The 15134-nt window shown below is 54.6% G+C and carries 18 protein-coding genes; 2 read left to right on the top strand and 16 right to left on the bottom strand.

Annotated features, from left to right (window positions below; genetic code table 11):
* Positions 1 to 146: 146 nt before the first annotated feature.
* Genes ccmH through napF form a run of 15 tightly spaced genes read right to left on the bottom strand, consistent with a single transcriptional unit; the run spans position 147 to position 12288 of the window.
* Complete coding sequence (ccmH, locus tag FEK42_RS01415) at positions 147 to 1199, bottom strand: cytochrome c-type biogenesis thiol:disulfide oxidoreductase CcmH (protein ID WP_130260512.1); 1053 nt, start codon at positions 1197 to 1199, stop codon at positions 147 to 149.
* Complete coding sequence (dsbE, locus tag FEK42_RS01410) at positions 1196 to 1753, bottom strand: thiol:disulfide interchange protein DsbE (RefSeq protein ID WP_033545454.1); 558 nt, start codon at positions 1751 to 1753, stop codon at positions 1196 to 1198. The genes ccmH and dsbE overlap by 4 nt, the downstream gene beginning before the upstream one ends.
* Positions 1750 to 3693, bottom strand: a complete 1944-nt coding sequence (gene ccmF / locus FEK42_RS01405; protein ID WP_135410181.1) for a cytochrome c-type biogenesis heme lyase CcmF — start codon at positions 3691 to 3693, stop codon at positions 1750 to 1752. Before ccmF ends, dsbE begins: the two co-directional genes overlap by 4 nt.
* Entirely contained in the window at positions 3690 to 4169 is a 480-nt protein-coding gene (ccmE, locus tag FEK42_RS01400) for a cytochrome c maturation protein CcmE (RefSeq protein ID WP_130221898.1), read from the bottom strand. Before ccmE ends, ccmF begins: the two co-directional genes overlap by 4 nt.
* Entirely contained in the window at positions 4166 to 4375 is a 210-nt protein-coding gene (ccmD, locus tag FEK42_RS01395; RefSeq protein WP_130217080.1) for a heme exporter protein CcmD, read from the bottom strand. Before ccmD ends, ccmE begins: the two co-directional genes overlap by 4 nt.
* Positions 4372 to 5109 carry a heme exporter protein CcmC gene (gene ccmC, locus FEK42_RS01390; RefSeq protein ID WP_001295447.1) on the bottom strand — a complete coding sequence of 246 codons (738 nt, stop codon included), beginning with the start codon at positions 5107 to 5109 and terminating at the stop codon, positions 4372 to 4374. Before ccmC ends, ccmD begins: the two co-directional genes overlap by 4 nt.
* A 41-nt stretch (positions 5110 to 5150) precedes the next feature.
* Positions 5151 to 5813, bottom strand: a complete 663-nt coding sequence (ccmB, locus tag FEK42_RS01385) for a heme exporter protein CcmB (RefSeq protein ID WP_000971724.1) — start codon at positions 5811 to 5813, stop codon at positions 5151 to 5153.
* The gene (gene ccmA, locus FEK42_RS01380) at positions 5810 to 6433 is read right to left on the bottom strand and encodes a cytochrome c biogenesis heme-transporting ATPase CcmA (RefSeq protein ID WP_240727847.1); all 624 of its coding nucleotides are present in this window, start codon (positions 6431 to 6433) and stop codon (positions 5810 to 5812) included. Before ccmA ends, ccmB begins: the two co-directional genes overlap by 4 nt.
* A 14-nt stretch (positions 6434 to 6447) precedes the next feature.
* Positions 6448 to 7050, bottom strand: a complete 603-nt coding sequence (gene napC, locus FEK42_RS01375) for a cytochrome c-type protein NapC (RefSeq protein WP_130207128.1) — start codon at positions 7048 to 7050, stop codon at positions 6448 to 6450.
* Between the two features lie 9 nt (positions 7051 to 7059).
* Positions 7060 to 7509 (bottom strand): nitrate reductase cytochrome c-type subunit, encoded by a 450-nt coding sequence (gene napB, locus FEK42_RS01370; protein WP_000835174.1) that lies wholly within the window; start codon positions 7507 to 7509, stop codon positions 7060 to 7062.
* Complete coding sequence (gene napH, locus FEK42_RS01365; RefSeq protein WP_135492801.1) at positions 7506 to 8369, bottom strand: quinol dehydrogenase ferredoxin subunit NapH; 864 nt, start codon at positions 8367 to 8369, stop codon at positions 7506 to 7508. The genes napB and napH overlap by 4 nt, the downstream gene beginning before the upstream one ends.
* Positions 8356 to 9051, bottom strand: coding sequence for a ferredoxin-type protein NapG (napG, locus tag FEK42_RS01360; RefSeq protein WP_130260516.1), 696 nt, complete (start codon positions 9049 to 9051; stop codon positions 8356 to 8358). Before napG ends, napH begins: the two co-directional genes overlap by 14 nt.
* A 6-nt stretch (positions 9052 to 9057) precedes the next feature.
* Positions 9058 to 11544, bottom strand: coding sequence for a periplasmic nitrate reductase subunit alpha (gene napA, locus FEK42_RS01355; RefSeq protein ID WP_000778047.1), 2487 nt, complete (start codon positions 11542 to 11544; stop codon positions 9058 to 9060).
* Positions 11541 to 11804 carry a chaperone NapD gene (gene napD / locus FEK42_RS01350; protein WP_000557378.1) on the bottom strand — a complete coding sequence of 88 codons (264 nt, stop codon included), beginning with the start codon at positions 11802 to 11804 and terminating at the stop codon, positions 11541 to 11543. Before napD ends, napA begins: the two co-directional genes overlap by 4 nt.
* The gene (napF, locus tag FEK42_RS01345) at positions 11794 to 12288 is read right to left on the bottom strand and encodes a ferredoxin-type protein NapF (RefSeq protein WP_130207132.1); all 495 of its coding nucleotides are present in this window, start codon (positions 12286 to 12288) and stop codon (positions 11794 to 11796) included. Before napF ends, napD begins: the two co-directional genes overlap by 11 nt.
* Before the next feature lie 108 nt (positions 12289 to 12396).
* Here napF and FEK42_RS23160 point away from each other — a divergent pair, with 108 nt between their 5' ends.
* Together FEK42_RS23160 and eco are read left to right on the top strand one after the other, a co-directional pair.
* Positions 12397 to 12561 carry a hypothetical protein gene (locus tag FEK42_RS23160; RefSeq protein ID WP_276320415.1) on the top strand — a complete coding sequence of 55 codons (165 nt, stop codon included), beginning with the start codon at positions 12397 to 12399 and terminating at the stop codon, positions 12559 to 12561.
* Between the two features lie 132 nt (positions 12562 to 12693).
* Entirely contained in the window at positions 12694 to 13182 is a 489-nt protein-coding gene (eco, locus tag FEK42_RS01340) for a serine protease inhibitor ecotin (RefSeq protein ID WP_130207134.1), read from the top strand.
* Between the two features lie 254 nt (positions 13183 to 13436).
* Here the strand turns inward: eco and mqo are convergent, their stop codons facing one another.
* Positions 13437 to 15083, bottom strand: coding sequence for a malate dehydrogenase (quinone) (mqo, locus tag FEK42_RS01335; protein ID WP_135492802.1), 1647 nt, complete (start codon positions 15081 to 15083; stop codon positions 13437 to 13439).
* Positions 15084 to 15134: the final 51 nt, after the last annotated feature.

Raw genomic sequence — 15134 nt, 5'->3', positions numbered from 1 at the left:
ACGCTTATCAGGCCTACACGGATCGAGCAATGTATTGAATTCGCACGATTTTGTAGACTGGATAAGGCGTTTACCCCGCATCCGGAATAAACAAAGCGCACTTTGTCATCAGTCTGGCCCCGATGGCATCACCATCGGGCTTCTTCTTATTTACTTTCGTGTGGTGATAAATGCTGCATCGCCTGCGCGATACTGCGTTCAATAACCGCACGGCGTGTATCGTTAGCAGGCAGCATTTTTAACATCATCTCCCACGCGGCAACGGCTTCGCCAAATCGCTGCTGCTCAAAGGCATTAAACGCATACATACTTAACACACGAATATTGCTGTGGTCCGTTCTCACCAACTGGCGTAGCAGTTCGCCGCCGAGGCGGTTGTCGTTGGGATCAGATGAACGTGTCAACGCTTCCGCGTAACCCAGTGCGGCATCGCTGTTTTTCGGATCGAGGCGATACGCAGTAGCGTATGCATCGGTCGCGATACTGGCGTTACCCAGCGCCATCCCAACGCGGCCCAACATAATCCAGCCTTCTATATCTCCCGGATTTTTTTGCAGTTGAGTACGCATTCCAAGTGCAAGGCGCGACATCTCTTCTTCATTGAGCGGATCGGCTTTAGGATCCAGCGCCCTGTCCAGCAATGCCGGAGCCTGCGCAGTGGCCTGCTGCCAGATTTTTACCTGCTGATAATTGCCAGTCTGGTAGTAGCCGACGCCTGCCACAATCAACGCCACAACAATACCCGGCAGGTAAACAGCAAATCCGGCGCGCTTACCTTCCGGCACGCTTTGTTCAGGAAACTCCTCCACTGCCAGCCGTACACGCCGCCGCGAGCGGGCATAAATAACCCAACCGCCGATACCAATAGCCACCACTGGCAGCACCCACAGCAGCACGGTCAGCGGCGTTAACGGCGGATCGTAAGTAACGAAGTTGCCGTAACGCGCCACCATATAATCGACAATCTCCTGCTTGCTTTTACCTTCCTGCATCAGTTCGTACACTTTCTGGCGCAGGTCGGTGGCAATCATCGAGTTAGAATCGGCAATGCTGTTGTTCTGGCATTTCGGGCAGCGCAGTTCTTCAGTGAGCTGACGGAACTGTTGTTCCTGTGCTTCATCCTTAAACTGCAACACGTCAATGGTTGCCAGCGCAGAGCCGGAGATCATCAGCATCAGCACACCCAATAAAAACCTCATTGTGCGGCCTCCTTACTGTATTTCTCCCACAGCGGCTTGATCTCTTCTTCCCAGACGCGAGGATTGAGATCGCCCGCATGGCGATAGCGAATGATGCCGTTGCCGTCAATAAGGAACGTTTCTGGCGCGCCATAGACACCGAGATCCAGCCCTAACATGCCGTCGCCATCAAACAGGCTTAGCGCGTAAGGATTGCCCAGCTCTTTCAGCCAGCTAATCGCTTTCTGGCGATCGTCTTTATAGTTCATGCCGACCACGCGGATACCCTGCGCAGAAAGCTGATTCAGATATTGATGTTCCGCACGGCAGGTCGGACACCAGGTCGCCCAGACATTAAGCAGCACCGGTTTGCCCTGAGTCAGCACATCTGCCTGATAAAACTGCCCCGGATTGTCCAGTGATTCGAGGCGAAATTTCGGCACAGGCTTGCCAATCAGCGCCGATTCCAGATTGGTCGGATCATCCCCTTCGGCATTACGCGCCAGCTGCCACAGCAGCGCCGCGGCAATCGCCAGGAAGATAATCAAAGGAAGTAACAATACTTTGCGCTTCATACAGCCTCCGGCGCAGTTTTTTGCGGACTTACGCGCTTACGATAGCGAGGATCAAACAGGCACAGCAGCCCGCCCAACGCCATCATCAGCCCGCCCGCCCAAATCCAGCGAACAAACGGTTTGTAGTAAAGACGCACAGCCCACGCGCCGTTTTCCAGCTCTTCACCGAGCGCGGCGTACAGATCACGAGTGATGCCGCCGTCAATCGCCGCTTCGGTCATCATCGACCCGGCAGTGTTGTAATAACGTTTTTCCGCATACAGCACCGTTTCCGGCTTGCCATCTCGCGTTACGCCGATAGTCGCCACACCGCCGCGCCAGTTCGGGCCAGTCACCTCTTTGACATCACGGAAAGTGAAGCGATATTCATGAATATCGACGCTATCGCCGGGCTTCATGCGCACATCACGCTCAACGCTGTAGTTCTGGCTGAAGGCAATACCAACAATTGTTACCGCCAGCCCCAGGTGAGCCGCCACCATGCCCCAATAACTGAAGGTAGTTTTCGTGCCGCGTGAAATACGCAGCGCAGCTTCCGCTATTGCCAGCACGGCAATCCAGCAGGCCATTGCCAGGCCGAGCACCGTCATCGCCACAACTTTGCTTTCAAACAGCCACGGCAACAGCAGAGACAGCACCAGCGTAGAGATGAAGGCGATAATCAATAAATTGCGGATTTTACGTGGGCGATCGCGTCCCCAGCGCACCAGAGGACCAATACCCAGCACCAGTGCAAATGGCACCATCAGCCAGGTAAACATGCTGTTGAAGAACGGTTCGCCAATAGAAATACTGCCTAATCCCAGTTGTTTATGTACCAGTGGTAACAACGTCCCAAGAAGCACCACCAGCATCGCGGCGACCAGCAAAACGTTGTTCGCTAACAGCAGAGATTCCCGCGACCACAGCGCATTGTTCACCCGTGAACGGACTTTGTGTCCACGGGCAGCAAACAGCAGCAGCGAGCCGCCAATCACCAGTACCATAAAGGCGAGAATGAACATGCCGCGCGCCGGATCCGAGGCAAACGCGTGTACCGATACCAGCACGCCGGAGCGCACCAGGAAAGTCCCCAGCAGACACAGCGAGAAAGCACTGATTGCCAGCAATAATGTCCACGCTTTGAAACTGGCGCGTTGTTCAGTGACCGCCAGCGAGTGCATCAGCGCAGTACCCACCAGCCATGGCATAAACGAGGCATTTTCTACCGGATCCCAGAACCACCAGCCGCCCCAGCCGAGTTCGTAATAGGCCCACGCGGAACCGAGTACGATGCCGAGCGTCAGGAAGATCCACGCTGCCAGCGTCCACGGACGAGTAAAACGTGCATAAGTGCTGTCCAGACGCCCACTCAGCAAAGAAGCAATGGCAAAAGCAAACGCCACCGAGAAACCCACGTACCCCATGTAGAGCAGAGGCGGATGGAAGATCAGCCCCGGATCCTGCAACAACGGGTTAAGATCGCGCCCTTCAATCGGGAAGTTCGGCAATGTGCGAGAGAACGGGTTAGAGGTAAAGAGAATGAACAGCAAAAAGCCGACGCTGACCATGCCCATTACCGCCAGTACGCGCGCCACAATATCCAGCGGAATACGCTGGCTAAAAATCGCCACCGCAAACGTCCAGCCGCTCATTAGCAGCACCCATAGCAGCAGCGAACCTTCATGCGCGCCCCAGGTAGCCGCCACGCGATACCACACCGGAAGCTGGGTATTGGAGTTACTGGCGACATAGGTGACGGTGAAGTCGTTTACCACGAAGGCGTTAACCAGCACCAGAAACGCGCCAGCCACGCACATAAACAGCAGCCAGGCAAACAGCCGGGAGGAGGCCATCATCCGCGCATCACCACGCGCCACACCCCATAGCGGATAAACAGACAGCAAAAGTGCAATCCCTAACGCCAGGCACAGCAGTCCGTTACCAATTTCTGGCATCATGATGCGGGATCCTTATAAGCACTTGCCGGGCGACGATGGTTAGCATCCATCGCCTTTTCAACTTCTGGCGGCGTGTAGTTTTCGTCGTGTTTCGCCAGTACTTCTTTAGCGAGGATATGATTGCCTTTTTCCAGTTCGCCCTGAACCACAACGCCCTGCCCTTCACGGAACAGGTCCGGCAAAATGCCTTCGTAAGAGACATCTACTGAACCTTCAGCATCGTAAATGGTAAACGTTACTTTCAGTGAGTCAGGATCGCGCTGCACGCTACCCGGCATCACCATCCCGCCAACGCGCAGACGCTGACCGACTTCCGGCATCTGCTGCGTTTCACGCTTACCGTAGAGAATTTCTCCCGGTGTATAGAAAAGATCGATATTAGAGCGCAGCGCATACAGCACCAGACCGATGGTCAGCGCCAAACCTGCCAACACGGCGCAGGCAATCCACAAACGATTTTTACGGCGAATATTCATGCAGCCTCCTGCTGTTGCATGGCACGTAACCGCGCCTCACGCGCCCGCTGTTGCGCCACACCACGCAAAATTGCGCGATGCCGCATCACCGAGTGCACGACCAAAGCCACCAGCGGAATAACGGTCATCACTACCGCCAGCCAGACAAAAAAGGCGTAACCGCCCATTGCGAAAAATTCATTCCAGGAAGCAAATGCAGGGGTCATTTACGGCCTCTTTTCAGTATCAGTTCACTCACCCACGGACGGCGTTTTTCCATCAGCAAAATCAAATTGCGCATCCGCATTAGCGTCAGCGTGGCAGACAGCAGCAGGAAGCCAAAAATCGACCAGCGCAGCGGCGAGCGCATTGCCGGATCGATACTTTGCTGCATCCGCGTTGATCCCTGATGTAGGGTGTTCCACCACTCCACGGAATAATGAATAATCGGCAGGTTCACCACGCCAATTAGCACCAGAATACCTGCCGCACGGCCCGCCAGACGGCGGTCGTCGAAAGCGTGCCACAGGGCAATCACACCAACATACAAAAACAGCAGCACCAGTTCGGAAGTCAGACGCGCGTCCCATACCCACCAGGTACCCCACATCGGTTTTCCCCATGCGGAGCCAGTAACCAGGGCAATAAAAGTAAATACCGCGCCGATAGGTGCCATCGCCGCGACCGCCAGGTTAGCCATTTTCATCTGCCAGACAAGGCCGATGAACGCCGCTACCGCCATCGAGGCATAAATACCCATCGACCAGATTGCCGCAGGCACATGTAGATAAATAATGCGATAGCTATTTCCTTGCTGATAATCCGCCGGAGCAAAGCCGAATCCCCAGATCCAGCCGACGGTGAGCACGACCACACTGGCGATTGCCAGCCACGGTATAAACCAGCCACAGATTTGATATAACCGTGGAGGGATCGCCAGTTGATGTAGTGTTTTCCACATAATTTCGATACCAGACTCGAACAAAAATCAGTAATCCAGCGTTATTGAATGCTGATTCGTAACGCTGCCGCCGTCGCAAAAGGACTTAATGTCGCGGTGCCAGCCAGCAACGCGCCTAAAATTGCCAGATACCCGTCCACGGGCAAATGCATCGAAGCCGCGTCCATCGCAGCGGTGGCAAAGATGAGCAAGGGGATGGTGAGTGGTAACACGAGAATGCTGAGTAGCACTCCACCGCGCTTAAGTCCGACCGTCAGCGCCACGCCTGGCGCACCAAGAAAGCCAAGCGTGGGGGTTCCCAACAACAGCGTAAGCGCCATCACTTGCCAACCGTACACGTCCATTCCCAGTAGCAATGCCACCAGTGGTGAGAGAATGAGCAGAGGCAAACCTGTCACCATCCAGTGCGCCATCACCTTCGCCAGCACAACGGCGGGCAAGGGTAATGGCAACAACATCAGTTGTTCAAGACTGCCGTCCTGCAAATCGTCACGAAACAGTCGCTCCAGCGCCAGCAAAGAGGAAAGCAGCGCCGCCACCCAGATAATGCCCGGTGCAATCCTCGCCAGCAATTGCGGCTCCGGACCGATACTAAGTGGAAAAAGGGTAATAACAATCAGGAAGAACCACAGCGGGTTAGCGATTTCGGCGCTATGGCGAAACGCCACGCGCAGCTCAAGACGGAAAATGCGCCAGAACATCATGCGCCCCTTGTATGCGTCAGAGAAATGCGGCGGATTTTACTTTCAGCAACGTTGAGCGGCTGGTGGGTGGTCAGAATCACAATCCCCCCCTGCTCCGTATGCTGCGCCATGCGCTGGGTCAGACGATCGACGCCGTTGACGTCAATCGCGGTAAAAGGTTCGTCGAGGATCCACAACGTAGCGCGGGTCAGCCATAATCGCGCCAGCGCGACGCGGCGTTGTTGCCCGGCAGAGAGCTGGTTTACGGGAATATCTTCGAATCCGGCAAGCCCGGCCTGTGCCAGAGCTTCCAGACATTGTGCGGTATCGCCGTCACGGTGATAAAAGTGCAGATTTTCTAACGCCGTCAGCCGGGTTTTAATCCCCGGCTGATGGCCTATCCATAACAGGTTTTGATGGTAGCTGTCGCGTACCTGATGCAAGGGCTGCCCTTGCCAGAGAACCTCACCGGCGTCAGGGCGAGACAACCCAGTCAGCAGACGAAGAAGCGTTGTCTTCCCCGCACCGTTGCTGCCGGTGATTTGTACCCACTCTCCTGCGTTCAGCGTAAATGACAAACCACTAAACAAGGTTCGTTCATCCCGCTCGCAGAGCAATTCTCTGGCTTCAAGCATCCCCACGCAATGACATCCTGTTAAAAACCTGGTTCAACTTCGCGCATATCGGGTAGCTTGTGCGCGATCCCTTTATGGCAGTCAATACAGGTTTGCCCATCTTTCACCGCTTGATCGTGCATCTTCGCGGCAACACCTTTCTGGGCGGTTAAATCCATAAACTCGAAGTTGTGACAGTTACGGCACTCCTGCGAGTTGTTGTCCTTCATTCGCCGCCACTCATTCTGTGCCATAGTCAGGCGATGAGCTTCGAATTTCTGCGGCGTGTCAATAACGCCCAGAATTTTACCATACAGCTCTTTACTTGCTTTGAGCTTGCGTATCATTTTCGGCACAAACTCGTGCGGAACGTGACAATCCGGACAGGTCGCACGGACGCCGCTACGGTTGTTGTAATGCACGGAATCCATGTATTCCTGATACACCGTGTTGCGCATTTCGTGGCAGCTAATGCAAAACTCTTCAGTGTTAGCTTTTTCCATCCCGGTGTTAAAGCCGCCCCAGAAGACGATGCCGCCAACAAAGCCGATCAACAGCAGCGTCCCCAGCGCCAGACGGCTGGGGGTACGCCACCATTTCCACAGGCGCTTAATCAGACCAGGCTTACGGTCAGAATTTCCCATAATAACCTCTTATTTCCCGTAACCTTTTGATGGGGTAAAGGTATTCCCCACGATTGGCGCGGTATCGGCCTGCGGCACGTGGCATTGCAGACAGAAATAACGACGCGGAGCCACTTCTGCGCCCACTTTGCCGTCGCTGTCCATAAAGTGAGTAGGACTGATGCGCGGTGCGCCAGTGGTGCGATAGCTTTCAACACCGTGGCACTGTAAGCAGCGGTTGGTATTGGTCGTTACCTGATAACCTTCAACACTATGCGGGATCATTGGCGGCTGATTCACATAGTTCAGCGGCATCCGATCCTGCTCTTTTGGCATCCGAATGGCCCCTTCCTGCGTCCCGGATACTTCCGGCGACTGGCTAAAATCGACGCCATTTGCCGCCCAAACCGCGCCGCTCACCACCAGGGCCAGCATCGCCGTCCATTGACACAGCGCTTTCTTCAGGTCATGGCTTTTCATGATTTCGCTCCCGAACTCCATCGTGTAGTTATTGTAAATACATCCTCAGAACAGACATCCACGCAGCGACCGCACGTCATGCAATCGCGGCTGGTGACCTGCACCGGGCTTTGTTCATCCAGCACCGGGGCACGTAGCACATGCGGTTCCGGGCAAACATGAAAACAATCCATACAGCGGTTACATTTCTGCCGATCGGTGGCCGCAACGGTAATCACACCTTTGCTACCCAGCACGCCATACAGCGCGCCGACCGGACAAATATGGCCGCACCAGCCGTGTTCAACGACCAGTAGATCAAATAAAAACAGCGCGAGAATAAGCAGCGCGCCGCTGCCGAATCCCATTACCAGGCTACGCCCCATCAGAGAAACGGGGTTGATCCATTCCCAGATGAGCGTGCCAGTTAAGGCGGATCCCACCAGAATGACCACCAACAGCACGTAGCGAATGTGGCGAGGGATCGTCGCAGACTGATTGAGATCAAATCGTCTGCGTAACCAGTTTGCTAAATCGGTAATTGGGTTCAGCGGGCAGACCCAGCTGCAAAATAATCGCTTTCCTGCCAGGGCGTAGAGCACGGTGATAATCACCGCACCGATCAGCGCCACCGAGGCAGGCAGATGACCGCTGGCAAGGCTTTGCAGTGTCATCAGCGGATCGGTCAGCGGAACGGTGTCGAATAACAGGCTACTGCTGTAGTTGCCATGCAAGATCCACACACCAAACCACGGGCCGCTCAAAAACATCCCCAGCACGAAGAACTGACAAAGGCGACGCAACACCAGCCAACGGTGACTGCGCCACCAGCCTTTTTTCTCCAGCGCTTCGCGCCCGGCGTCACGTTTACGATTTGCCATTTTTCCCCTCCAGCCAGCCGAAGCGGTAATGGTGACCTAACTCCCCTTTCGCCAGTGACAGCGGTAACACCTTGATTGCCGGTTGTTCCAGCACACACACCTTTTCGCACTTACCGCAGCCGGTACAGGCGTCGCTGTGAACCGTCGGCAGAAAACGGGCGTGCTTACCGGTACGCGTGTTGCGCTCCAGCTCCAGGGTGATTGCCTCATCAATTTTCGGGCATTCGCGATAACAAACATCACAGCGCAGCCCCTGAAAGTTGAGACAGTTTTCCTGGTCCACCAGCACCGCCAGCCCCATCCGCGCGTCGTCGATCGATTCGATCTCACGATCCAGCGCACCGCTTGGGCACACTTTGGCGCACGGAATGTCCTCACACATTTCGCAAGGAATATCCCGTGCGACAAAATATGGCGTACCCGCCGACAGGCCAGAGGCCAGCGTCGCCAGTTTTAAGGTGTCGTAAGGGCAAGCCTGAACACACTGACCGCAACGCACACAGGCACTGGCAAAGGCGTTCTCATTTATGGCTCCGGGCGGGCGCAACCGCACGCCAGATGCGCGTGCGGTTTGCTGTTGTAACCCCAGCGCCACACCCACGGCTGCCAGCCCGCCTGCTGTGCGAACAACATCGCGCAGAAAGCGGCGGCGACCATTTTGAGGTTTCGCTGACCGGGACATAATGGCTTACACCTTCTCCAGTTTGACCGCGCACTTCTTGAAGTCCGTCTCTTTCGAGAGCGGATCGGTCGCGTCCAGCGTCAGTTTGTTAACCAGCTGTGCGGCGTCGAAGAACGGCATGTACACCAGGCCCTGCGGCGGACGGTTACGACCGCGCGTTTCGACAATCGAGATCACTTCGCCACGGCGAGAAACCACTTTCACTTTGTCGCCACGACGCAGATCGCGCGCTTTCGCATCCAGCGGGTGAATAAACAGGACCGCTTCCGGGAAGGCACGGTGCAGTTCCGGTACACGGCGAGTCATACTGCCGGTATGCCAGTGCTCCAGAACGCGTCCGGTAGAGAGCCACAGGTCGTACTCTTCATCCGGTGCTTCCGCCGCCGGTTCGAACGGCAGCGCGAAGATCACCGCTTTGCCATCCGGTTTACCGTAGAACTTATAGCCTTCGCCCGCTTTCACGTACGGGTCGTTACCTTCGCTGTAACGCCACTGCGTTTCTTTACCGTTCACTACCGGCCAGCGCAGACCGCGTGCTTTGTGGTAGTCATCGAACGGTGCCAGATCGTGACCGTGACCGCGACCAAACCATGCGTACTCTTCGAACAGCCCTTTTTGCAGATAGAAGCCCAGCTCGCGGGATTCATCGTTCAGCTGATCTTCTGCCAGTTCGGATACCGGGAATTTGCTCACTTCCGGAGTGGCATACAGAACTTCGTACAGCGTTTTGCCACGCAGTTCCGGTTTCTTCGCCAGCAGCTCTTCCGGCCATACTTCTTCAGTTTTGAAGCGGCGGGAGAACTGAACTAACTGCCAGAGATCCGATTTCGCTTCGCCCGGAGCCTGTACCTGCTGACGCCAGAATTGAGTACGGCGTTCGGCGTTACCGTAAGCGCCCTCTTTCTCTACCCACATTGCTGTCGGCAGGATCAAGTCCGCTGCCAGCGCACTGACTGTCGGATACGGATCGGAGACGATGATAAAGTTGCGCGGATCGCGCCAGCCCGGCATACGCTCTTCATTAATATTCGGCCCGGCCTGCATGTTGTTGGTACACATGGTCCAGTAAACATTCAGCTTGCCGTCTTTCAGCGCACGGTCTTGTGCCACCGCGTGCAGACCGATTTTCGCCGGAATGGTGCCGCTCGGGATATTCCACTTCTTCTCGCAGATATCACGGTGTTTCTCGTTAGTCACCACCATGTCCGCAGGCAGACGGTGAGCAAAGGTGCCCACTTCACGCGCAGTACCACACGCGGAAGGCTGCCCGGTCAGGGAGAACGGACCGCAACCCGGCTGGGAAATTTTGCCGGTCAGCAGGTGCAGGTTGTAGACCAGGTTGTTGGCCCACACACCGCGGGTATGCTGGTTGAAGCCCATCGTCCAGTAGGAGATGACTTTCTTGTTCGGATCGGCATACAGCTGCGCCAGCTGTTCCAGCTGATCTTTTGGTACGCCAGTCATTTCGGCGGTTTTTTCCAGCGTATACTCGGCAACGAAGGCTTTGTAATCTTCAAAGCTCATCGGTTCGGAGGCGTCAGAACCTGGATTCTTCGCTGCTTTTTCCAGCGGATGGGTCGGACGTAAACCGTAGCCGATGTCCGTCGCCCCTTTGCGCAGGTTAACGTGTTTGCTAAAGAAGTCCTGATTTATCGCATTGTTTTGAATGATATAGTTGGCGATGTAGTTCAGGATCACCAGGTCAGACTGTGGCGTAAAGATGATGCCGTTATCCGCCAGCTCGAAGCTACGATGCTGGTAGGTAGAAAGCACCGCCACGGTGACGTCCTGGTTAGAGAGACGACGGTTAGTGATGCGTGACCAGAGGATTGGGTGCATCTCCGCCATGTTAGCGCCCCACAGCACAAACGCGTCAGCCTGCTCGATGTCGTCATAGCAGCCCATCGGCTCATCCATACCAAAGGTACGCATAAAGCCAACCACCGCCGACGCCATACAGTGACGCGCGTTCGGGTCGATGTTGTTCGAGCGGAAGCCCGCTTTGAACAGCTTGGACGCGGCATAACCTTCCCAGATAGTCCACTGGCCAGAACCGAACATACCGATCGATTCCGGCCCTTTTTCTTTCAGGGCGGTTTTGAATTTCTCTTCCATCACATCGAAGGCTTGATCCCAGGTGATTGGGGTAAATTCGCCTTCTTTGTCATATTTACCGTTTTTCATACGCAGAAGCGGCTGCGTCAAACGGTCTTTACCGTACATGATTTTGGGCAGGAAATAGCCCTTAATGCAGTTCAGACCACGGTTAACCGGTGCGTCCGGGTCGCCCTGACAGGCCACCACACGCCCCTGCTGCGTTCCGACCAGAACGCCGCAACCAGTACCGCAGAAACGGCACGGCGCTTTATCCCATTTAATGGCTTCCTGCTGACCAACAACGGCGCGGGCAACGCCCGGCACGCTGAGACCGGCAGCCGCCGCAGCGGCCGCAACGGCGTTAGCTTTCATAAAGCTACGACGACTGAGTTTCATGGTGTTTCCTCACCTTGCTCTTCCTGCTGGTGATAAACCAGCGACACCGCCAGCACGCCCTCTACGTTGCGTACTGACTCAATGGTTTGGATCAGCGTTTCGCTGTCTTCTGCTTCCACCACCACAATCAACTGACCGCTCGGCGCGTCGCTGACAGCAACTTCACAGCCGGGAAAGGCGTTCAGTTGGGTGCTGATGTCTGAAATTCGTTCGCTTTTGGCCTGCACGACCAGGCTGCAAACTTGCCAGTTAGTGTGCATGGAGATACTCCGCAGTTATGGCTGATACCGGACAACTGGCTGCACATGCTCCACATCCGTTGCAAAGTTGGCTATTAAGTTGCGGCTGGTAGATCCCGGAGAGCGTCGGGCGAAAGATAATTGCCATTGGCTCACAGCTATCCTGACAGCGGCGACATTCAACTGACTGATACGCCAGGCACGCGTCCCCAATGGTGAACTGCAAATCCCAGGCCCTGGTGTGGCGCGGAGAAAATAGCGATTCGGGGCAAGCCTGCGCGCAGGCGTAACAGAAGCTGCACTCGTTATTTTTGAAATTAACGCTCGGATAGCCACCCGCGCCGCGTTGCAGAATGTTGTTTTCACAAGCATTAATACAGGCATCGCAGCGGGTGCAATGGGCCAGAAAATGAGATTCATCACCGGACCAGGGCGGACGGATACCGTTACTGGCTTTGCGCCAGCGACCAGTGAGTATGCCCCGACGGGATGCATCAATCTTCACATTGACCTTCCATCATTAACGCGCTCTGAAAATTGAGAGCGACCAAAGAAACCGCGTAATTAATAAGCCATTTTTATAGGCGCTAAGATATTAAAGGATGTGTCAAAGATGCATACCCCGATCGGGGTAAAACCTGTAGCAGGATCAAAAGAGTGGCGGGAAGGCTGGCAAAAATGGGCTTTTATTCACATTTCAACCGGTTATAAACAATTTTACATAGCGATAAATTCACCAAAGATATTCTTCCAGGCTTCGCCACCCATCAGCATATAACTCCAAAAGAGAAGGTAAAGTTGTCTGAATATTCTATGCATTATTCATAAAGCAAATTAATAAATCTGATGAATATGTTAACCTTCAGCGACATCATCGGTGAAAACCTATAAATGAAGAAGGAAAGCAAAAATGAAGACCATTCTACCTGCAGTATTGTTTGCCGCTTTCGCCACAACTTCAGCCTGGGCGGCAGAAAGCGTTCAGCCACTGGAAAAAATCGCCCCTTATCCGCAAGCTGAAAAAGGGATGAAGCGTCAGGTGATTCAGTTAACCCCGCAAGAAGATGAATCTACCCTGAAAGTAGAACTGTTAATCGGTCAGACGCTGGAAGTTGACTGCAATCTGCATCGTCTCGGCGGGAAACTGGAAAGCAAAACGCTGGAAGGCTGGGGCTATGATTATTATGTCTTTGATAAAGTTAGCTCCCCGGTTTCTACGATGATGGCCTGCCCGGATGGCAAGAAAGAGAAGAAATTTGTCACCGCGTATCTGGGCGATACCGGAATGCTGCGTTACAACAGCAAGCTGCCGATCGTGGTGTATACGCCAGACAATGTGGATGTGAAATACCGCATCTGGAAGGCGGAAGAGAAGATTGACAACGCAGTAGTTCGCTAAACACAGCGTAACGCCCGTCGGTCGGATAAGGCGGTTACACCGCACCGACATGCAACGCCCGAGCCGGTTGCCTGATGCGACGCTGGCGCGTCTTATCAGGCCTACGCCGCGGTTAAGTGCTGCAACCGCCAGGTCGGATAAGGCGGTTACGCCGCATCCGACATCTAACGCCCGAGCCGGTTGCCTGATGCGACGCTGGCGCGTCTTATCAGCATACGCCACATCCGGCATACCATGCCGAATGTGGCACATCATTACAACGCAATATCCGCGACTTCTTTTTGAACGGGTTGCGGTTTCAACTGCGGTTTCGGCGTACTGTCTGCCGCCTGCGGTTTGTCGTATTTCAGCCCCAGCACTTCGCTGGTGTACTGCAACTCACGTTCCGTTGCTGCCACATCACCATTCAGCTTACGTCCATAAGACGGAACGATCGCTTTCAGCGTGGCCTGCCATTGCGGGCTGGAAACACGATCACCAAACACTTTTTCCAGCAGATTCAACATAATCGGTGCGGCGGTTGACGCCCCCGGCGATGCCCCCAGCAGCGCAGCAATGGTTCCTTGCTGGTCACTGACCACTTCTGTTCCCAGGCGCAGTACGCCACCTTTCGCGGCATCACGCTTGATAATCTGTACGCGCTGCCCCGCTTGCCATAAACGCCAGTCCTCTTTTTTCGCCTGTGGATAGTACTCTTTCAGCGCTGCAAAACGATCCTCTTCACTCAACATCACCTGACTAATCAGGTATTTCACCAGATCGAAATTATCCAGCCCGACGTGCATCATCGGCATCACATTAGAGGTGGTGGTGGAACTCATCAGATCCCACAACGAACCGTTTTTGAGGAATTTGGTTGAGAAGGTGGCAAATGGTCCAAACAGCACTACGCGTTTACCGTCCAGAACACGGGTATCAATATGCGGAACCGACATCGGCGGCGCACCGACAGATGCTTTACCGTAAACCTTCGCCAGATGGTGATTAACCACGTCAGGGTTTTCCGAGACGAGGAACTGACCGCCCACCGGGAAACCAGCGTACTCTTTCGCTTCCGGGATACCGGATTCTTGCAAAAGCTTCAGCGCCGCACCGCCCGCACCGATAAAGACAAATTTCGCGCGAATGTTCTGTACTGTGCCATTTTTCAGATCGGCAATGGTGACGGTCCAGGTGTTGTCGTCATTACGTTTGAGGCCGCGGACTTCGCTACTGAGTTGCAGCGAGAAGTTAGATTTTTTCTGCAAGGAAGCAATTAACTGGCGAGTGATTTCACCATAGTTCACATCGGTGCCGATTTCTGTACGTGTTGCAGCCACTTTCTGCTGCGGATCGCGCCCTTCCATCACTAACGGTGCCCACTCTTTGATCTGCGCGTGATCTTCAGAGTAACGCATACCGCGAAACAGCGAGCTTTGTTGCAACGCGGCGTAACGGGCGCGCAGGAAATTGACGTTATCCTCGCCCCAGACAAAGCTCATGTGCGGAACGGTGTTAATAAATGAGCGCGGGGTACGCAGCACGCCGCGCTCGACCTGGTGCGCCCAGAACTGGCGGGAAATCTGAAATGCTTCGTTAATGGCGACTGCTTTTTCGATACTGATGCTGCCATCGGCGTTTTGCGGGGTGTAGTTCAGTTCCATCAGTGCAGAATGCCCGGTTCCGGCGTTGTTCCAGCCGTTCGAACTCTCCTGCGCTACACCCTCCAGGCGCTCCACCATGGTCATCGACCATTCAGGCTCCAGCTCCCGTAAATAGGTCCCCAACGTGGCGCTCATAATGCCGCCGCCAATCAACAGTACATCAGTTTCCTGCTCCTCGGACGCTTTCGCTTTTGCCGCCATCGAAACGGCATTAAGCCCCACGGCCATCGAGAAGAGCATGGCAGTCACTTTTTTCATCTTGTTAATGCCTTACTTTTAGTCGCTTTATTGCAGGTGAGATTTGCGCGG

It is taken from the genome of Escherichia sp. E2748 (assembly GCF_005781125.1).
GTDB lineage: Bacteria > Pseudomonadota > Gammaproteobacteria > Enterobacterales > Enterobacteriaceae > Escherichia.
This window is presented reverse-complemented; position numbering and strand designations above follow the sequence as displayed.